General features: G+C 71.3%; 16 protein-coding genes, 1 tRNA gene and 1 pseudogene. 14 read left to right on the top strand and 4 right to left on the bottom strand.

What is annotated here, in order from left to right; genetic code table 11:
- Positions 1 to 216 precede the first annotated feature (216 nt).
- The 7 genes from CRP49_RS15320 (at position 217) to CRP49_RS15355 (ending at position 6,982) form a co-directional block, all read left to right on the top strand.
- Entirely contained in the window at positions 217 to 699 is a 483-nt protein-coding gene (locus CRP49_RS15320) for a CarD family transcriptional regulator (RefSeq protein ID WP_003953493.1), read from the top strand.
- Between the two features lie 325 nt (positions 700 to 1,024).
- Positions 1,025 to 1,777 carry a 2-C-methyl-D-erythritol 4-phosphate cytidylyltransferase gene (gene ispD, locus CRP49_RS15330; protein ID WP_097253859.1) on the top strand — a complete coding sequence of 251 codons (753 nt, stop codon included), beginning with the start codon at positions 1,025 to 1,027 and terminating at the stop codon, positions 1,775 to 1,777.
- The gene (gene ispF / locus CRP49_RS15335) at positions 1,767 to 2,264 is read left to right on the top strand and encodes a 2-C-methyl-D-erythritol 2,4-cyclodiphosphate synthase (RefSeq protein WP_097253860.1); all 498 of its coding nucleotides are present in this window, start codon (positions 1,767 to 1,769) and stop codon (positions 2,262 to 2,264) included. Before ispD ends, ispF begins: the two co-directional genes overlap by 11 nt.
- A 60-nt stretch (positions 2,265 to 2,324) precedes the next feature.
- Positions 2,325 to 2,729, top strand: coding sequence for a PPOX class F420-dependent oxidoreductase (locus tag CRP49_RS15340; RefSeq protein WP_097253861.1), 405 nt, complete (start codon positions 2,325 to 2,327; stop codon positions 2,727 to 2,729).
- 45 nt (positions 2,730 to 2,774) lie between these two features.
- Complete coding sequence (gene cysS / locus CRP49_RS15345; protein ID WP_097257370.1) at positions 2,775 to 4,178, top strand: cysteine--tRNA ligase; 1,404 nt, start codon at positions 2,775 to 2,777, stop codon at positions 4,176 to 4,178.
- 87 nt (positions 4,179 to 4,265) lie between these two features.
- A complete protein-coding gene (rlmB, locus tag CRP49_RS15350) occupies positions 4,266 to 5,207 on the top strand; it encodes a 23S rRNA (guanosine(2251)-2'-O)-methyltransferase RlmB (RefSeq protein WP_097253862.1) in 942 nt (313 codons plus the stop codon).
- 128 nt (positions 5,208 to 5,335) lie between these two features.
- Positions 5,336 to 6,982, top strand: coding sequence for a DoxX family protein (locus CRP49_RS15355; RefSeq protein WP_179851627.1), 1,647 nt, complete (start codon positions 5,336 to 5,338; stop codon positions 6,980 to 6,982).
- A 149-nt stretch (positions 6,983 to 7,131) separates the two neighbouring features.
- Here CRP49_RS15355 and CRP49_RS15360 read toward each other — a convergent pair.
- Both CRP49_RS15360 and CRP49_RS15365 read right to left on the bottom strand, forming a co-directional pair.
- Positions 7,132 to 7,862 (bottom strand): annotated as a pseudogene (locus tag CRP49_RS15360) (NDP-sugar synthase).
- An 85-nt stretch (positions 7,863 to 7,947) separates the two neighbouring features.
- Entirely contained in the window at positions 7,948 to 8,409 is a 462-nt protein-coding gene (locus CRP49_RS15365; protein ID WP_097253864.1) for a hypothetical protein, read from the bottom strand.
- Positions 8,410 to 8,506: 97 nt separating this feature from the next.
- Between CRP49_RS15365 and CRP49_RS46845 the strand changes: the two genes are divergently transcribed.
- Positions 8,507 to 8,647 (top strand): hypothetical protein, encoded by a 141-nt coding sequence (locus CRP49_RS46845; protein ID WP_179851628.1) that lies wholly within the window; start codon positions 8,507 to 8,509, stop codon positions 8,645 to 8,647.
- Here the strand turns inward: CRP49_RS46845 and msiK are convergent.
- Entirely contained in the window at positions 8,637 to 9,773 is a 1,137-nt protein-coding gene (msiK, locus tag CRP49_RS15370) for a diacetylchitobiose ABC transporter ATP-binding protein MsiK (protein ID WP_097253865.1), read from the bottom strand. The genes CRP49_RS46845 and msiK overlap by 11 nt on opposite strands.
- A 205-nt stretch (positions 9,774 to 9,978) precedes the next feature.
- Here msiK and CRP49_RS15375 point away from each other — a divergent pair.
- A tRNA-Thr gene (locus CRP49_RS15375) sits at positions 9,979 to 10,052 on the top strand.
- Positions 10,053 to 10,280: 228 nt separating this feature from the next.
- Positions 10,281 to 13,037, top strand: coding sequence for a hypothetical protein (locus CRP49_RS15380; RefSeq protein ID WP_143669986.1), 2,757 nt, complete (start codon positions 10,281 to 10,283; stop codon positions 13,035 to 13,037).
- A gap of 72 nt (positions 13,038 to 13,109) precedes the next feature.
- Here the strand turns inward: CRP49_RS15380 and CRP49_RS15385 are convergent, their stop codons facing one another.
- On the bottom strand, positions 13,110 to 14,738 hold the full coding sequence (locus tag CRP49_RS15385; RefSeq protein ID WP_097253867.1) for an FAD-dependent monooxygenase: 1,629 nt from the start codon (positions 14,736 to 14,738) through the stop codon (positions 13,110 to 13,112).
- A 200-nt stretch (positions 14,739 to 14,938) separates the two neighbouring features.
- Between CRP49_RS15385 and CRP49_RS15390 the strand changes: the two genes are divergently transcribed.
- From CRP49_RS15390 to CRP49_RS15405, 4 genes are all read left to right on the top strand, one after another.
- Positions 14,939 to 16,021 carry a SchA/CurD-like domain-containing protein gene (locus tag CRP49_RS15390; protein WP_097253868.1) on the top strand — a complete coding sequence of 361 codons (1,083 nt, stop codon included), beginning with the start codon at positions 14,939 to 14,941 and terminating at the stop codon, positions 16,019 to 16,021.
- 86 nt (positions 16,022 to 16,107) lie between these two features.
- Positions 16,108 to 16,545 carry a cupin domain-containing protein gene (locus CRP49_RS15395; RefSeq protein ID WP_097253869.1) on the top strand — a complete coding sequence of 146 codons (438 nt, stop codon included), beginning with the start codon at positions 16,108 to 16,110 and terminating at the stop codon, positions 16,543 to 16,545.
- A complete protein-coding gene (locus tag CRP49_RS15400; protein WP_097253870.1) occupies positions 16,542 to 17,822 on the top strand; it encodes a beta-ketoacyl synthase in 1,281 nt (426 codons plus the stop codon). Before CRP49_RS15395 ends, CRP49_RS15400 begins: the two co-directional genes overlap by 4 nt.
- Positions 17,819 to 19,066, top strand: a complete 1,248-nt coding sequence (locus CRP49_RS15405) for a ketosynthase chain-length factor (RefSeq protein ID WP_097253871.1) — start codon at positions 17,819 to 17,821, stop codon at positions 19,064 to 19,066. Before CRP49_RS15400 ends, CRP49_RS15405 begins: the two co-directional genes overlap by 4 nt.
- The last annotated feature ends 10 nt before the right edge of the window (positions 19,067 to 19,076 follow it).

Here is a 19,076-nt window from a genome sequence, read left to right on the forward strand (position 1 = left end):
CGAGACTCCGCGAGGTTGTAACGTACGCGTTTCACCTCGCCCGGAGAGCTGCTCCGACCTGCGAATACCTGTTGCGTCCCGGCCCGGCGAGTGCCTTCGAAGCACGTTCCTGTTGCGGTTGTCAAGCCCCGAGATATGCCCTGACCTGCGAAAACGCCATTCAGAACACGCCGAATCCGTGTTACCCTGGATAGCCACGGAAGGGGTACCTGTCACATGACGTTCAAGGTTGGCGACACCGTGGTCTATCCCCATCACGGGGCCGCGCTGATCGAGGCCATCGAAACTCGCCAGATCAAAGGCGTGGACAAGACCTACTTGGTGCTGAAGGTCGCCCAGGGTGACCTGACGGTGCGTGTGCCAGCGGACAATGCGGAGTTCGTGGGCGTGCGTGATGTGGTCGGTCAGGACGGGCTGGACCGGGTCTTCGAGGTGCTGCGCGCGCCGTATGCCGAGGAGCCCACGAACTGGTCCCGTCGCTACAAGGCAAACCTGGAGAAGCTCGCCTCCGGCGATGTCATCAAGGTCGCGGAAGTCGTGCGTGACCTGTGGCGTCGCGAGCGCGAGCGTGGTCTCTCCGCCGGTGAGAAGCGCATGCTCGCCAAGGCTCGCCAGATCCTGGTGAGCGAGCTCGCTCTCGCGGAGAACACGAACGAGGACAAGGCCGAGGCCCTGCTCGACGAGGTGCTCGCCTCCTGACGCGCCACCGGCAGCACCCGCTGCCCTCAGCACGCTCAGCACAGTGAACTGCCGCGGTGCCCGATGACACTGACCCTGTCGCCGGGCGCTGCGGCATGTTCGGCCCCGGAAGAATCCGGCCGTACGTCCCCGGAAGAATCCAGCCGCCGCGAGGCCGCCGGTAACGCCTGTCGTTCATCTCGGGGGAAGCCCCCCGATACTTGGTGTGCCGGGCCCGGGCAGATGGCTCGACCAGGGTCACGGAAGGGTCCGGTCAAGGCGTCGCGCCCGGCACTCCTCCAGGCCATACCCACCTAGGTCGAGCACACAAACCTGACAGGAACCGATGTCTGACGATTCGCGCCCCGCACCCGCGCAGATCCCCGTCGCCGCCGTGATTCCCGCCGCCGGCCGGGGCGTACGCCTTGGCCCGGGCGCCCCCAAGGCGCTCCGCGCGCTGAACGGCACGCCCATGCTGATCCACGCGCTCCGCGCCCTCGCCGCGTCCCGCCATGTCTCCCTGGTGGTCGTCGTCGCACCGCCGGACGGCACCGCCGAGGTCAAGTCCCTGCTCGACGTGCACGCGCTGCCCGAGCGCACCGACTTCCTCGTCGTCCCCGGCGGGGACAGCCGTCAGGAGTCGGTCCGGCTCGGCCTCGACGCCCTGCCGCCCGAGTACGGCATCGTCCTCGTCCACGACGCGGCCCGCCCGCTCGTCCCCGTGGACACCGTCGACGCGGTCATCGAGGCCGTACGCGGGGGCGCCCCCGCCGTGGTCCCGGCGCTGCCGCTCGCCGACACCGTCAAGGAGGTCGAGCCCGCGGCCGTCCCCGGCGACCCCGAGCCGGTCGTGGCCACGCCCGTGCGGGCCCGGCTGCGGGCCGTGCAGACGCCCCAGGGCTTCGACCGGGAGACCCTGGTCCGCGCCCACGAGACCGTCACCGAGGACGTCACCGACGACGCGAGCATGGTCGAGCAGCTCGGCCTCGGGGTCGTCACCGTCCCCGGCCACGAGGAGGCCTTCAAGGTCACCCGCCCCCTCGACCTCGTCCTCGCCGAGGCGGTCCTGGCCCGCAGGAGGCTGAACGATGGCTTCTGAGCAGCTCCCCCTGCTTCCCCAGGTCGGCATCGGCACCGACATCCACGCCTTCGAGGAAGGCCGCGAGCTGTGGTGCGCCGGCCTGAAGTGGGAGGGCGAGGGTCCCGGCCTGGCCGGGCACTCCGACGCCGACGTCGTCGCCCACGCCGCCTGCAACGCGCTCTTCTCCGCCGCCGGGCTCGGCGACCTCGGCCAGCACTTCGGCACCGGCCGCCCCGAGTGGTCCGGCGCCTCCGGGGTCACCCTGCTCACCGAGGCCGCCCGGATCGTCCGCGCGGCCGGGTTCGCCATCGGCAACATCGCCGTCCAGGTCGTCGGCCCCCGCCCGAAGATCGGCAAGCGCCGGGACGAGGCCCAGAAGATCCTCTCCGAGGCGGCGGGCGCACCCGTGTCGGTGTCCGGCGCGACGACGGACGGCCTCGGCTTCCTCGGCCGCGAGGAGGGGCTGATGGCGGTGGCCACGGCGCTCGTGGTGCGGGTGGGCTGAGCGCGTGCGAGGGTGCCTGCAGAGCGACCAGTGAACACCCGAGGTCCCGGAGGTACCCCCATGCCCGCCGCCCTGCCCGACCGGCTCAAGTCCCTGCTCGACGGTCCCGTCTTCATCGTGGTCGGCACGGTCCAGCCCGACGGCAGCCCGCAGCTGTCCCCGGTGTGGGTGAAGCGGGACGGGGACCAGGTCGTGTTCTCCACGACCGTCGACCGCCGCAAGAAGAAGAACCTCGACCGCGACCCCCGGGTCAGCGTCGTCGTCCAGGACCCCCAGATGCCCTACGTCTACGCCGAGATCCGGGGCACCGCGGAGTTGAGCACCCAGGGCGCGAGGGAACTGATCGACGAACTGTCGCTGAAGTACACCGGCAAGAAGTACGCCGAGTTCAACCCGGCCTCCGCCGAGGACGCCGACCGCGTGATCGTCAGGATCACGCCCGAGAAGGTCGTCGGGATGATGTGAGGCAAGCGGCACGAGGCATTACTCCGGGCCCACTACCCTGGAGTGGTGACTATTCGCCTGTACGACACCAGCGCCCGGCAGATCCGTGACTTCACCCCGCTCAAGCCGGGTTGTGTCTCGATCTACCTGTGTGGCGCCACCGTGCAGGCGGCACCGCACATCGGGCACGTCCGCTCGTACCTCAACTTCGACATCATGCGCCGCTGGTTCGCGTTCCGCGGCTACGACGTGACGTTCATCCGGAACGTCACGGACATCGACGACAAGATCATCTGGAAGGCGGCCGACCAGGGCCGCCCCTGGTGGTCGATCGGGTACGAGAACGAGCGGGCCTTCAACGACGGCTACGACGCCCTCGGCTGCCTCCCCCCGACCTACGAGCCCCGCGCCACCGGCCACATCACCGAGATGGTCGAGATGATGCGCGTCCTCATCGAGCGCGGTCACGCCTACGAGGCCGACGGCAGCGTCTACTTCGACGTCCGCTCCTGGCCCTCCTACCTGGAGCTGTCCAAGCAGGACCTGGACGAGATGCGGCAGCCCGCCGAGGAGGGCATCACCGGCAAGCGGGACCCGCGCGACTTCGCCATGTGGAAGGCCACCAAGCCCGGCGAGCCCGACTGGGAGACGCCGTGGGGCCGCGGGCGCCCGGGCTGGCACCTGGAGTGCTCCGCCATGGCCCACAAGTACCTGGGCTCGGCCTTCGACATCCACGGCGGCGGCCTCGACCTGATCTTCCCGCACCACGAGAACGAGATCGCCCAGGCAAAGGCCTACGGCGACGACTTCGCCCAGTACTGGGTGCACAACGCCTGGGTCACCATGAGCGGCGAGAAGATGTCCAAGTCGCTCGGCAACTCGGTCCTCGTCAGCGAGATGGTCAAGCAGTGGCGCCCGATCGTCCTGCGCTACTACCTGGGCACCCCGCACTACCGCTCGACCATCGAGTACAGCGAGGACGCCCTGCGCGAGGCCGAGTCCGCGTTCGCGCGCATCGAGGGCTTCGTGCAGCGCGTGGTGGAGAAGGCCGGGGGAGTCGTCGAGCCGGCGGCCGAGGTCCCGCCCGCGTTCGCCGAGGCGATGGACGACGACCTGGGTGTCCCGCAGGCGCTCGCGGTCGTGCACACCACCGTCCGGCAGGGCAACAGCGCGCTGGCCGCCGACGACAAGGAGGCCGCCGTCGCCCGCCTCGCCGAGGTACGGGCGATGCTCGGCGTCCTCGGCCTCGACCCGCTGGACGCGCACTGGGCCGGCGAGGGCGCCGACCGGGGCGAGGACCTGCACGGCGTGGTCGACAGCCTCGTCCGGCTCGTCCTCGACCAGCGCGAGTCGGCCCGCGCCCGCAAGGACTGGGCCACCGCCGACGCCATCCGCGACCAGCTCAACCAGTCCGGTCTGGTCATCGAGGACAGCCCGCAGGGCCCGCGCTGGACCCTCGGCCCGCGCTAGCCCCCGCATGATCGATTGTGCCGCCCGGCCCTCCGGGCGGCACACTGCATAAGACGTACGTACGAAGCTCACGAAGACAGGTAGGTCATGGCCGCGAACAACCGCCGCATGTCCGGCAAGAAGGGCGCGCAGGTCGGCAGTGGCGGCCAGCGACGCAAGGGCCTGGAGGGCAGGGGGCCGACCCCGCCCGCCGAGATGCGCAAGGGTCACAAGAAGAACCGCATCGCCAACGCCAAGGCCAAGCAGGCCGTGCGCCGCCCGGCGCCCCGAGGCCGGGGCGGCAAGTCGCCGTCCGAGCTGGTCGTCGGCCGCAACCCGGTCGTCGAGGCGCTCCGCGAGGGCGTGCCCGCCTCGACCCTCTACGTCCAGCAGTTCATCGACAACGACGAGCGCGTCCGCGAGGCCCTCCAGCTCGCCGCCGAGCGCGGCGGCATCAACCTCATGGAGGCCCCGCGCCCCGAGCTGGACCGCATGACCAACGGCCTCAACCACCAGGGCCTGGTCCTGCAGGTCCCGCCGTACGAGTACGCGCACCCGGAGGACCTCGCCGCGGCCGCCTACGACGAGGGCGAGGACCCGCTGATCGTCGCGCTCGACGGCGTCACCGACCCGCGCAACCTCGGCGCCGTCGTCCGCTCCGTCTCCGCCTTCCGCGGCCACGGCGTCGTCGTCCCCGAGCGCCGCTCGGCCGGCATGACCGCCGGCGCCTGGAAGACCTCCGCCGGTACGGCCGCCCGTACCCCGGTCGCCCGCGCCACCAACCTGACCCGGGCCCTGGAGGCCTACAAGAAGGCCGGCATCACGGTCGTCGGCCTGGCCGCCGACGGCGAGGTCGAACTCGGCGCACTGGAGGCCCTGCAGGGCCCGGTGGTCATCGTGGTCGGCAGCGAGGGCAAGGGCCTGTCCCGCCTGGTCGGCGAGACCTGCGACTTCCGCGTCCGCATCCCGATGCCGGGTGGCGCCGAGTCGCTCAACGCCGGTGTGGCAGCGGGCATCGTCCTGTACGAGGCGGCGCGCCGACGCGCCTGAACAGGCGTCCGTAACCTCACCCGTACGGGGTAATTCCGGGGTCCATATGGCGTTCCGGGCCGCTTTGACGCGGTCCGGACACATCCGCCCGGTCAAAGCAGTGTCCTAACTCCACGTCACTCGGTTAGATGAGTGTGGACACCAGAACACCCCGCACACCCACGGGGGACCGCTCGTCGGGATTCGACGACGCTCCCGCGCTGAGCATGGTGAAGGTGCCGAGCGATCCGGCGCAGGTCATCGTCAATCACGCCAGCTTCCGCGTGCAGCTGGGCGCGTCGGCGAAACGCAGCCAATCCCCGCGGATCGCCGGGCACCTGAGCGCCACCCAGGACACCGCCCGTATGCCGGTCATGGGCACGGCGGGCCGGGCCGGCGCCGCGGCCGGCCGCCGCCGCCCCGTCGTGTGGAGCGGCAAGTCCGCCCCCGACGACACCGGAGCCCACCGGCTGCTCCAGGCCGTGCGGGGCAGCAGCGTCCGCCACGCCGACGAGCCCGCCGAGGCCGGCGCCACCCAGGTCATCCCACGCGTCGGGACCGGGTACGCGGACGGCTACGACGACCTCGACCAGACCGTCGAGACCCCCGTCGTCGGCCACCAGCGCACCGCCCCCGAGGACGGCACCCGGCTCCTGCCCCACATGCGCACGGCCGGCAGCGCCTACGACGAACCGGCCTACGCCGACGACGAGTTCGACGACTACGACGACTACGACGAGAGCGCCGGGGACGCGGGCGACCGCCCCGCCAAGCGCCACGGCGACGACCCCGCCCGGCACGCCTACTACCCCGGCCGCCGGATGAACCTCGGCGTGGTCCTGCTCCCCCTGCGCATCTTCCTCGGCTTCATCTCCATCTACGCCGGCATGGGCAAGCTGTGCGACCCCGTCTACTTCGACGGCGGCAAGCGCGGCTCCATGGTCAAGTGGCTCAACACCCTGCACCCCTGGGAAGTCGCCGAGCCGCTGCGCCAGTTCGCCCTGCACCACCCGGTCGGCTCCGGCCTGGTCATCGCCTTCCTCCAGGTGGTCGTCGGCGTCCTGACCATCCTCGGCTGCTGGCAGCGCGTCGCCGCCGTGGTCGGCGCCCTGCTCTCCGCCGCGCTGATCGTCACCGTCAGCTGGAAGACGGTCCCCGCCTACGACGCCCCCGACATCATCTACCTCGCCGCCTGGTCCCCGCTGATCATCGCCGGCGCCCCCGTCTACTCCGTCGACGGCCGCCTCGCCGGCAGCGCCTGGCGCCGGCTCGGCCCCCGCTCCGACATCTGGGAACTGCGCCGCTACGTCCTGCGCCGCGGCTCCCTCATCACGGCCGTCACCGTCGGCCTCACCCTGCTCGCCGGCTCCCTGCTGGGCGGCGCCGTACGCGACTCCAGCCGCGTGGTCGTCCCCGGCCCCGGCGAGGCCCCGCGCAACAACCTGCCGGGCTCCGCGCTGCCCCAGGAGCCCGGTCAGCGGCACCGGACGACCCCGTCGGTCTCCAGCTCGCCCACGGGCGGCGCCACGGCCGGCGCGAGCCCCTCCGGGGCGGCGGCGACCCCGGGCGCCAGCCACAGCGCCGGCACCACCACCACGACGCCCACCCAGACCCAGGGCACCACGGGCCAGGTCCCGCCCCACCAGTCCTCCCCGACAGGCGGCGCCCCCAGCACCACGGCGGGCCCCACCAGCACCGGTGGCACGACGTCTGGCGGCACATCCTCCGGCGGCCCCAGCACCGGCGGCAGCACCTCCTCCGGCCAGCCGGGCTTGGTAGGCGGCATCTTGGGCTAGCCCCAACAAGACAACAAAGGGCCCCGTACCACCGACGGTACGGGGCCCTTTTTCACGTACGGAGGGGGCAGCAAACCCAGGGGTGCGGGGAACTGCGCGACAAGCCACAACGCACCCGCAGACAACCCACAACCGCCCCCGCGGAACTGTCAGCGACCCAGCGCCGCCAATTCCTTAGCCGCTTCAGTCAGGTCCTTAGCAGTATCAATAGCCCGCCAATACGCCCCCTGCGGAATCGGGAACCCGAATAGCTTCCGCTCCCGAGCCAACCGCGGAAACGTGGTCCGCTCATGATCCCCCCGCTCGGGCAGCATCGCCTCGAACTCGGGGAGAACACATACACACCCGCGTTGATCTCGAACGGAGACGGCGGCGCCTCGATGAAGTCGGTGATGTGCCCGAACCCGTCGGTCTTCACCGCACCCCAGGGAATCCGAGGCCGCGCCAGCGCCAACGTGGCGACAGCGTCCCGCTCGGTGTGGAAGTCGGCCATGTCCCGCAGGGAGAAGCGGGTCCAGATGTCGCCGTTGGTGGCGTACCAGGGCCGGTCGGGGTGGGGGAGGTGCGCGGCGGCGTACTTGAGGCCGCCGCCACGGCCGAGGGGCTCCGTCTCGACGACGGTGGTGACGGACACGGGCAGATCGGCCGAGTCCAGCCACTTCTGCAGGACCTCGGCGAGGTGGCCGCAGGAGACCACCACGTCCGTCACGCCCTCCTCGGCGAGCCAGGCCAGCTGGTGGCCGATGATCGGAGTGCCCGTACCGGGGATCTCGACCATCGGCTTGGGCCGGTCGTCGGTGTAGGGACGCAGCCGTGAGCCCTGGCCCCCGGCCAGGACGACGGCTTGAGTGGGGCGCAACGCCGCGCTCGGATGGGTCATGCCCCGAACTGTACGTGGCGCCCCGGCCGGAATTCCGATCGCAACCGGCTCCTTAAGGAGCCGTTACCGAGTTCCCAACCCGCACTTAGCTGTGCGCGGCCAGGACGCCGGTGGCGAAGGCGGTGTCGCAGACCGGGCGGGCGTACGACTGGGCGCGCGAGGCGCCGTAGATGCGCACCGCCGCCCTGCCGAGGGCGCGGGCGATGGAGGAGCAGTGCTTCGCCAGCGCGGGGTGCCCGTTCACGGCCTCCTGGAGGTGGGTGAGGACCACGCCGGGGTTCTTGTCCTGCAGCTCGGTCATCAGCTGGTCGCGCAGCACGTCCTGCGGGGCGTGGGAGACCGCCTTGGTGGAGACCTCCGCCGAGGAGATGTCCGAGGCGGTGAGCACCGAGCCGGAGGGGCTTCCCGTCCAGTTGACCCGGGTGACCGCGAGGGTTCCGGAGAGCACCAGGACGACGGGCAGGACGAGGGCGAGAGTGCGGCCGACCCGGCGGGCAGGGCCGCCCCGATGGCCGCTTCGCGTCTGAGGGTTGGTGGAGTGCTTCACGCGTGTGAGGGTAGCGCCCGGTAATGATTTGGCGACATTTAGTCACCCTTACGGGGGATGAAGTAGTGCCGCTTTCTGGGTAAGGGGTTGACGCGCGGTGCCCGAAATGATCGCTGTGCCGGGGTATTTCTCGGCAATGAAGGCCAATGAACAGGGCCCCGCGGCGGTCCGCGGGGCCCTGTTCGTCAACCTGCGTGAAAACGCCCTGCTCAGGGCGATCAGGCCGGTCAGTCGGTGAGTCGCTCACCCGTCGACGTCGAGAACACGTGGGTCTCACCCGGACGAGGTACGACGTGCAGGGTGGCGCCCTTCTCCGGCACCTGGCGGCCGCCCACGCGGACGACCAGGTCCTTGACCTCGCCGCCGACCTCGGCGGTGCCGTAGACGTAGCCGTCGGCGCCCAGCTCCTCGACGACGTTCACGGAGACGGCGAGACCGGCCGGGGCGTCCTCGGTGTCCTTGGACAGGGAGGCGGCGGCACCGCCGCCCAGCTCGACCACGTCGAAGTGCTCGGGCCGGACGCCGACGGTCACCGTGCGGTCACCCCGGTCGGCGGCGGCCTTCAGCGCGTCCCGGTTGACCGGCACCACGCTGTTGCCGAACTTCACGCCGCCGTCGGTGATCGGGACCTCGACCAGGTTCATGGCCGGGGAGCCGATGAAGCCGGCGACGAAGAGGTTCGCGGGCTTGTCGTACATGTTGCGCGGCGAGTCGACCTGCTGGAGCAGACCGTCCTTGAGCACGGCCACCCGGTCGCCCATCGTCATGGCCTCGACCTGGTCGTGGGTGACGTAGACGGTGGTGATGCCGAGGCGGCGCTGCAGGGACGCGATCTGCGTACGGGTCGAGACGCGGAGCTTGGCGTCCAGGTTGGACAGCGGCTCGTCCATGAGGAAGACCTGCGGCTCACGGACGATGGCGCGGCCCATGGCGACACGCTGGCGCTGACCACCGGAGAGCGCCTTCGGCTTGCGGTCCAGGTACTCGGTGAGGTCGAGGATCTTCGCGGCCTCCTCGACCTTCTGCCGGATCTCCGCCTTGTTGACGCCGGCGATCTTGAGCGCGAAGCCCATGTTGTCGGCGACCGTCATGTGCGGGTAGAGGGCGTAGTTCTGGAACACCATGGCGATGTCCCGGTCCTTGGGCGGCAGGTGCGTGACGTCTCGGTCACCGATGCGGATGGCGCCGCCGTTGACGTCCTCCAGGCCCGCGAGCATCCGCAGGGAGGTGGACTTTCCGCAACCGGACGGGCCGACCAGGACGAGGAACTCGCCGTCCTCGATCTCGATGTCGAGACCGTCGACGGCGGGCTTGGTGGAACCCGGGTAGATCCGGGTCGCCTTGTCGAACGTGACTGTGGCCATGGTGATGGGCCCCCTTCTACCGGCAGGAACGTGCCGGACGATCCGTTGTAGGAAGGTGGTTGGTGTAGTCCACGCGAGTGAACTGGCTCAGGACGGTACCTGGCGTTCACTCGTCTGTCAGTACCCGGGCGACTGTGAACTTCGCGGAAATTTTCGACAAGGGGCACCTCGGACCTGGGTACACTGCACGGGCGCGCAAGCGCACGCCTCCTTAGCTCAGCTGGTCAGAGCGCCGCTCTTGTAAAGCGAAGGTCGTCGGTTCGAATCCGACAGGGGGCTCCGGGAAATGCCAGGTCAGGAGCCCTCCCGCTCGATGAGCGGGAGGGCTCCTGCGTGTGTCCGGCGTCGGTGCGCGTGCTGTTCCGGGACTGTCTCGATTCCCCTTCCGCCGCTCGGGTGATTCCTCCGACGGACCCTTGGATGTCACTCTCCGTGTTGTGATCATTTCGCTCGGCAGAGATGTCGGGCGGTCGGTGCCGCCCAGTGACAGGAGGGCCTGGCATCCCCGTGCACGGTGAATTCCCACGACTCAGGCGGACGGTGGCCCTGTGGTGCGGCGCCGGTGCCGTGCTGGCCGGTCCGTTCGGCCCGGGCGCTCAGAGCGCCCACGCGCTCACCGATGAACTCAGAGAAGCCACCACCGCGACCGCGGTGTGCGTGGCCCCGGAGCCGATCGCGCATGCGGCCGCCGGGCTCGACTTCGGTGGCAAGGAGCTGAGTACGGCGAGCGCCGCCCGTACGGCCACCGTCATCAAGGCCGCGCTGATCGCGGGTCCGCTTCCCGCCGGGGCCCGGCTGGTGGGGGACCAGGTCCTGGTCCCCGACGGCCAGGGCTCCTTCACGATCAGCGTGGTGCCGACCCGGATGCCGGGCACGCTGCCCTACGCGCCCGTGGCGACCGTGCACTTCCTCGGGCCGCACGCGGCCGTGGTGCGGGTCTCCGACCGGGCGTCGGCCGATCTGATCCGGCAGGCGGTGGCCGCCCGGCTCACCGAGGTGGCGGTGATCGTCGCCGACCGTGCGGACAACCGGCGGCCCGATGTCACCAGCGGGCTGACCGAGGGCGTGCTCACCACGGCCGACACCGCCGGACGCATCCCGCTCAGCCCGAGGGACATCGGTCGGGTCGCGGCCCTCGGCGTCCTCGGTGACCAACTGCCCGCCGCTTCGGCCCGGGTGAAGAACACCGCACTGGGTTCCGCGATCGCGATGGGTCTGCTCGACGAGGAGCCGGCCCGCCCTGTGCACCGTATGGAGGGCAACGCGCCGCTGGCCGGCACGGCGGCCGCGACGGCGCGGGCCGCATCCGCCCGGGCGCGGGTGCCCGGCTCGGCCGCCGGTCTCGACAAGGTGCTCGACCTCGCGCGCAAGGCCGGCTCACAGGCGGTCCTGAAGGACATCCGCGCCGAACGGGACTGTGAGCGCCGCGAGCTGAGGGATCGGGCCGACGGCGTGATCGCCCAGCGGGAGACCGCGGACGCCGAGCTGACGAAGTCCCTGAACACGCGCTATCCGCGGCTGCCGGTCATCCCCCATGTGATCGTCGGCGGTGGATGGGCGGCCACGGTCGACTACCTCACCCTGCCCCCGGTCACGAGCACCGGCACCGATGTGCCGCCCGTCCTGACCGTGTCCGCCGGCTACGGGGTGGTCAACAACCTCGGGGACTTCCGGCTGACCCAGCCCGCGATGGACAACGAGTTGCCCGGCGCTCCCTTCCAGCCCGGTGACTTCGCCGAGGACCGCAACGACTTCGTGATGTCCACCGCCTTCGGGCGCGCGGTCGGTGTGGCCCGAGCCCTGGCCGGCATGCCCACGTACCAGGCGAACGTCACCGGGATCGAGGCCAGAGCGGACAAGGAGGCCGTGGCGGACTGGCCCGCCGACGCCCGGTACCGGCTGACGACCAGTGACAGCCGGACGCTGTACGCGGCCTCGCTGGACGTGGCCACCGGTCTCGGCCCGCCCAAGATTCCGCAGGCGGCCGGCGACCAGCTGGCCGGTCGCACCTTCGTCGATCCGGCAACGGGCTACCAGGCGGTGTTCGACCCCCGTGGTGACGTACGGATCCTCGACCCGCGGGGCGAGGCGTTCACCGGACAGCTGCCCGCGAACGCCGGCTGGCTGCTCGGTGTGCAGAACGTCGACGGCCTGCCGAAGCGGCTGTACGAGCCGTTCCTGCTCGACCCGCAGGGCCGACCGACCGAACGCCGTGTGATCGACCCCGAGTCCCGCTACTCGGTGGATCCCGAGACGCGTACGGCGTACGCCCCGGACGGAGTGGTGGTCGACCCGGCGAGCCTGGATCCGGAGCTGCGGGCCCGGCTCGGCTTCCGGCCCGGGGGTTACCGCGACCCCAGGTTCGTCGCCGACCCGGACTCCGCCTACTCGGTCCACCCGATGACCGGGGCCGTGGTCCTGACCGCGAGCGGCGAGCCCGTCGACCGCACCAGCCTCCCGCCTGAGACGCTGGTTCGTCTCGACGCCCTGGTCCGGGCCCACCGGGTCCAGTACGGCGGGCAGAACACCAGCGCCAGCTACCGTCCCGACGACGACCTGCTGGTGGTCGGCGGTGGCGCGGGCGGCGCGTCCGAGGTGGAGCAGGCCCACTACGTCACCCGTCAGGTCACCTGGGGTGCGCGCCCGGCGAAACTCGGGGCCGACTATCCGAGGGGTCCGGAAGGCGCGCTGGACCCGAAGGGGCTGCGCGCCGAGTGGGACTCGGCGAGCCCGGCCCGGAAGGCGGAGATCCAGCGGGACCTGAGCTTCGTCTCGGGCGGCTTCAACCGGCGCAACACCCTGCCGGGCATCGGGGCCTTCTCGCTTCCGGTATGGGAGCCGACTCTTCGCACGACCGATCTGCCCGTCACCGTCCGGTACACCACCACCGGCCGGTTCGGCACGACCGATCTCCAGGGCCGCCTGTCCACCTTCAGCCGCATCGTCTACACCATCGGACAGGACGCCGACTACCCCGGCGGCGCGGCCGCGCTGCTGGGCGCCGGCACCCGGCTCGTCGCGGTGCTCGGACCGGACGGCAAGGAGGTCAACGGCCTCGGCGACGCGCGGCGCACGCTGCGGGTCCTGGGCGCGGCCGGTGTCACCGGTGCCGTCCTCCGGCTGACCGGGGCGGATCAGCCCGCACTGGTCGACAAGATCAAGAAGCAGGCGGACGCCCTGCCCCCGGACGCCCGCGCCATCCACCCCAGCATTCGCTACCACGCGGGGCGGATCGCCGAGATGAACCGCACCTTCCAGAGGTGACCGACCCGGCGCCATGCGAAACGAGGGCCACCCACACCTCACCGTGCGGGTGGCCTTCTTCGTTTGCGCGGGTCAGGCCGGGCGGAGCAGGGTCCTCAGGACCCCCCGCAGGGTCCCTTCCGGATCCGGTACGGCGCCCGTGGCGCGCCATGCCACGAACCCGTCCGGCCGTACCAGAACCGCTCCGTCGGCGGTCGTGCCGTGGGCCTGGGCCCAGTCGGTGGGCTCGGTGTCGTAGGTGAGGTCCGCGTCGGCGCCCGGGCCGATGCGGTATGCGGCGAGTGGTACTCCGTCCGTGTCGGCGATGCGGCGGGCCGCCGCGTGCCAGCCCGCGTCGTCCGGGGCGTCGGTGAGCAGGACCAGGGAGCGTTCGTAGAGGTCGAGGGTGGACAGGCGGGTGCCGGCGCGGCGTAGCCAGAGGTGGGGGGCGCGGGTGCCGGGCTGTCCGGTGAGGTCGAGGGTGTCGGGGACGACCGGGTGGTCGGGGTCGGTGTCGTGCGGGTAGCGGTAGCCGAGGACGACGTTGAGGATGCCGCCGCGCTTGCCGCCGCCGACGCCGGGGGCGGGGGCGAAGCCGGGGTGGCTGTGTTCGACGGAGCGGGCGGAGGCGCGGGCGCTGGTGGCGAGGGCGACCGGGCGGCGTTCGGTGTCGTACGAGTCGAGCAGGCCGGGGCCGGCCCAGCCAGCCAGGACGGCGGCCAGTTTCCAGGCCAGGTTGTGGGCGTCCTGGATGCCGGTGTTGGAGCCGAAGGCGCCGGTCGGGGACATCTCGTGGGCGGAGTCGCCGGCGAGGAAGACCCTGCCGGAGGAGTAGCGGTCGGCGACCCGTTCGGCGGCGCGCCAGGACGCCTTTCCGGTGATTTTGACGTCGAGGTCGGGGACGCCGACGGCTTGGCGGATGTGGCGTTGGAGGCGTTCGTCGGTGAACGCGTCGAGGGTTTCGCCGTGCTCGGGGTGCCAGGGGGCGTGGAAGACCCAGCGTTCCTTGTTGTCGACGGGCAGGAGGGCGCCGTCGGCGTCCGGGTGGGTGAGGTAGCAGCAGATGAAGCGGCGGTCGCCGACGACGTCGGCGAGGCCTGCGGAGCGGAAGGTGACGCTGACGTTGGCGAAGAGGTCGCCGGGGCCCGTCTGGCGGATGCCGAGCGCGGTGCGGAGGGGGCTGCGGGGGCCGTCGGCGGCGATCAGGTAGTCGGCGTGGACGGTGTAGCGCTCGTCGGCGGCGCGGTCGTGGATCACCGCGGTCACTCCGTAGTCGTCCTGTTCGAAGGACTCCATCCGGTGGGAGTAGCGCAGGTCGCCGCCGAGTTCCCGGGCGTTGTCGAGGAGGACGGGTTCGAGGTCGTTCTGGCTGCACAGGCACCAGTTGGTGGGGCTGAACCTCGCGAGTCCGCCGCCGGGGTCGATGTGCTTGAAGAGCCATTCGCCGGCATCACCCACAAGAGTGGGTGTCTGGAGGATGCCGTGGTTGTCGGCGAGGAGTGAGGCCGCCGCCCTGATGTCCGGCTCGATGCCGGCCACCCGGAAGAGTTCCATCGTCCGCACGTTGTTGCCGCGTCCGCGTGGGTGGACCGAGGTCCCGGAGTGCCGTTCGACGAGCATGTGCCGCACACCGAGACGGCCCAGGAACACGGACATGGACAGGCCCACCAGGGAGCCGCCCACGATGAGGACGGGGATCCGGTGGTCGGCTCTTTGCTGCATCGAGGCCTCCAGAGGCAGGGGTGCGCGTGTGGGGCGCCTGTGAGTTCTCTTGCCCGGTGGCGCCTGCTCCGCGTGCCCAATCACCCGCGTGGTTCATACGAGTCGCGGGCTTGTGGGGTCCGGCACAGGATCAAGGAACGCTGCCGTCGCGTCACTCGCGGCCGGCGATGGCTCTGCCCCGCGAAGGAGATGTGTGCAGGATGACCACGACGTCTGAACGTCTTTCAGAGAAGCTGACACGCGAGGTGTCGAAGCGTGTCTCCCAGTCCGTGTTCGACGGCTCCCGGCTCCGGGTCGTCCTCCTGGTCGACGTCTACGACGGCGCACAGCAGCAGTTCCTCGAGGCGTACGAGCAGCTGTGCAAGCAGGTTGCGTCGGTGCCCGGCCATGTCAGCGACCAACTGTGCCAGTCGATCGAGAATCCGTCCCAATGGCTCATCACGAGTGAGTGGGAGAGTGCTCCGCCGTTCCTCACCTGGGTGAACAGCGAGGAGCACGTGCGGATGGTGCAGCCGCTGCACAGCTGTGTCCGGGACACCCGGTCGCTGCGCTTCCACATCGTGCGTGAGACCGGCGGCGCCGAGCAGCACCAGTCGGCGGAGCGCCGGCTGCAGGCTCACCCGCGCATCGGCGACGGGGTGATCCGGCACGCGCTGACCTTCACGGTCAAGCCGGGCAGCGAGAAGAAGGTCGCGAGGATCCTCGCGGACTACGCCTCGCCCGAGGCCCGGGTCGACGACACGACGCGGCTGTGCCGGACCTCGCTGTTCATGCACGGCAACCGGGTGGTGCGGGCCATCGAGGTGCGCGGCGATCTGCTCGCGGCGCTCCGGCACGTGGCCAGCCAGCCGGAGGTGCGGGCCGTCGAGGAGGCGATCAACCCGTATCTGGAGCAGGACCGGGACCTCAACGACCAGGACTCGGCCCGGATGTTCTTCACCCGGGCGGCGCTGCCGGCCGTGCACCACGTGAGCACGGAGGACCAGTCGGAGGGCAGGCGGCAGGCCCTGTACTACCCGGCCCGGCCCGGCCGCGGGATGCGGCTGGCCGAGCTGATCGCGCAGGCCGACACGGCGTCCGCGGACGACCCGGCGAGCCCGGTGCTGCGCAGCACGGTCTTCCAGCGGGACGACGTGGTGGTGCGCCTGGTCGACATGCGCGGCGACCAGGAGGCCGAGGTGCTGCCCCGGGAGGCCCGGGTGGCCGCCGAGGTGCGGGAGCTGCTCGACGCCGAGGTCGCCCGTATGGACCTGATCACCGACCGCCGTTCGCCGGACGCCTGATCCGGCGGCCGGGTCTCCCCAGCGCCGCGCGCCGACGCAGACACCCAACGGAGGAAACGTTGTCCATCAAACCCCGTCCGAAAATCGTGGACCTCAGTGAGGTCGAGCCCAACGTCCGGCGAGGTGGCGACCTGCGCGCCATGCTCACCCCTGCCACGGTCGGCTCCACCAGCGGCTTCATGGGCGTGGCCATCGTGCAGCCCGGTGACCGCATCGGCGAGCACTACCACCCGTACTCCGAGGAGTTCGTCTACGTCGTCTGCGGGCAGCTGGAGGTGGACCTGGACGGTGAGCCGCACGCGCTCAGGCCCGAGCAGGGTCTGATGATCCCGGCCCACATGCGGCACCGTTTCCGCAACGTCGGCAAGGTGGAGGCGCGGATCGTCTTCCACCTGGGTCCGCTGGCCCCGCGGCCGCAGCTGGGCCATGTCGACACCGAGGAGACCGAGGTCATCGGGGCCGCCGCGGTGGTCACCGAGGCGGGTGCCGCGCACGCGGCCGACCGGGGTCGGGTTCGGTCATGACCCGGCGCGTGGCGGTCACTGGCATAGGCATCGTTGCTCCGGGCGGCATCGGCGTACCGGCATTCTGGGATCTGCTTGCCGACGGCCGGACCGCGACGCGGGGCATAACCTTCTTCGACCCCTCGGGGCTCAGGTCGCAGATCGCCGCCGAGTGCGACTTCGACCCGGCGGCGCACGGCCTGGACGCGGACCAGGTCGCCCGGGCGGACCGGTACATCCAGTTCGCCCTGGTCGCCGGGGAGGAGGCGGTCCGGGACTCGGGTCTCGACCTGGCCCGGGAGGATCCCTGGCGGGTCGGGGTCTCGGTGGGCACCGCGGTCGGCGGCACCACCCGCCTGGAGCACGACTACGTCCTGGTCAGCCACCGCGGGCAGCGCTGGGACGTCGACGACCGGGAGGCGGAGCCGCATCTGCACCGGGCGTTCTCGCCGAGCACGGTCGCCGCCGCGGTGGCGGAACGTTTCGGCGCCCAGGGGCCGGTGCAGACCGTCTCCACCGGCTGCACCTCCGGCCTGGACGCGGTCGGGTACGCCTTCCACACCGTCGAGGAGGGCAGGGCCGACATCTGCATAGCGGGCGCGTCGGACTCGCCGATCTCCCCGATCACCATGGCGTGCTTCGACGCGATCAAGGCCACGTCCCCGAACAACGACGACCCCGCACACGCCTCCCGGCCCTTCGACAACCACCGTGACGGGTTCGTCATGGGCGAGGGCGGTGCGGTGCTCGTCCTGGAGGAGCTGGAACACGCCCGGGCCCGCGGTGCGCACGTGTACTGCGAGCTGGGTGGCTACGCCACCTTCGGCAACGCCTACCACATGACCGGCCTGACCAGCGAGGGCCTGGAGATGGCCCGGGCGATCGAGACCGCGCTCGACCACGCCCGGCTCGACCCCACGGCGATCGACTACGTCAACGCCCACGGTTCCGGCACCCGGCAGAACGACCGCCACGAGACGGCGGCTGTGAAGCGGGCGCTCGGCCACCACGCCTACGACACCCCCATGAGCTCCATCAAGTCGATGGTGGGGCACTCCCTCGGGGCGATCGGGGCGATCGAGGTGGTCGCGTGTGTGCTGGCCCTCGCCAAGCAGGTCGTACCCCCGACCGCGAACTACGAGACCCCCGACCCCGAGTGCGACCTGGACTACGTCCCGCGCGTCGCCCGCGAACGGAAGCTGACCAGCGTCCTGTCCGTGGGCAGCGGGTTCGGAGGCTTCCAGTCCGCGGTGGTCCTGACCCGGACGAGGGACCGGACTAGGGAGAGGACACGATGAGCGAACCGCATGACCGGCGCGCGGCCGTCACCGGCATCGGGGTGGTCGCGCCCAACGGCACCAGCACCGACACCTTCTGGAAGGCCACCCAGGGAGGTCTCAGCGTCCTCGACCGGATCACCCGCGAGGGCTGTGAGCACCTTCCGCTGAAGGTGGCCGGCGAGGTCCGCGCCTTCGATCCGTCCGTGACGATCGAGGAGCGGTTCCTGGTCCAGACCGACCGGTTCACGCACTTCGCCATGGCCGCGGCCGACTTCGCGCTGGACGACGCCCGGCTCGGGCAGGCCGACACCTCCGAGGAGCCGTACTCCATCGGGGTGGTCACCGCCGCCGGGTCCGGCGGCGGCGAGTTCGGCCAGCGCGAGCTGCAGCAGCTGTGGGGCAAGGGCAGCCGGTTCGTCGGCCCGTACCAGTCCATCGCCTGGTTCTACGCCGCGAGCACGGGCCAGATCTCCATCCGCCGCAAGTTCAAGGGCCCCTGCTCGGTCGTCGCCTCCGACGAGGCCGGCGGTCTGGACGCCCTCGCACACGCGGCGCGGGCGGTACGGCGCGGCACCGACGTGATCGTGGCCGGCTCCACCGAGGCGCCGCTGGCGCCGTACTCGATGGTCTGCCAGCTCGGTTACGAGGAGCTGAGCCGTGAGGAGGATCCGGCCCGCGCCTACCGCCCGTTCACAGACGCCGCCTGCGGCTTCGTGCCGGGCGAGGGCGGCGCGATGCTCGTGGTCGAGGCGGAGCGCTCCGCCCGCGAGCGCGGCGCGGACATCCGGGCCTTCGTCGCCGGGCATGCGGCCACCTTCACCGGCGCCTCCCGCTGGGCCGAGTCCCAGGACGGTCTGGCGCACGCCATCCGGCAGGCCCTGGCCGAGGCCGGCTGTGCGCCCGAGGAGGTCGACGTCGTCTTCGCCGACGCCCTCGGGGTGCCGGAGGCGGACCGGGCCGAGGCGCTCGCGCTCGCCGACGCCCTCGGCGCGCACGGCACCCGGGTACCGGTCACGGCGCCGAAGACCGGCATCGGCCGGGGTTACTGCGCGGCGCCCGTGCTGGACACCGCGGCGGCCGTGCTCGCGATGGAGCACGGACTGATCCCGCCGACGCCGAACGTCTTCGACGTCTGCCACGACCTCGACCTCGTGACCGGCCGCGCCCGCGTCGCCGAGCTGCGTACGGCGCTGGTGCTCAGCCGCGGACTCATGGGGTCGAACTCGGCGCTGGTGCTCCGGCACGGCGCCGTGAACGCCTAGCAGTACAGGA

The sequence above is a fragment of the Streptomyces sp. Ag109_G2-15 genome (genome assembly GCF_900215565.1).
In the GTDB taxonomy this organism is placed as follows: domain Bacteria; phylum Actinomycetota; class Actinomycetes; order Streptomycetales; family Streptomycetaceae; genus Streptomyces; species Streptomyces diastatochromogenes.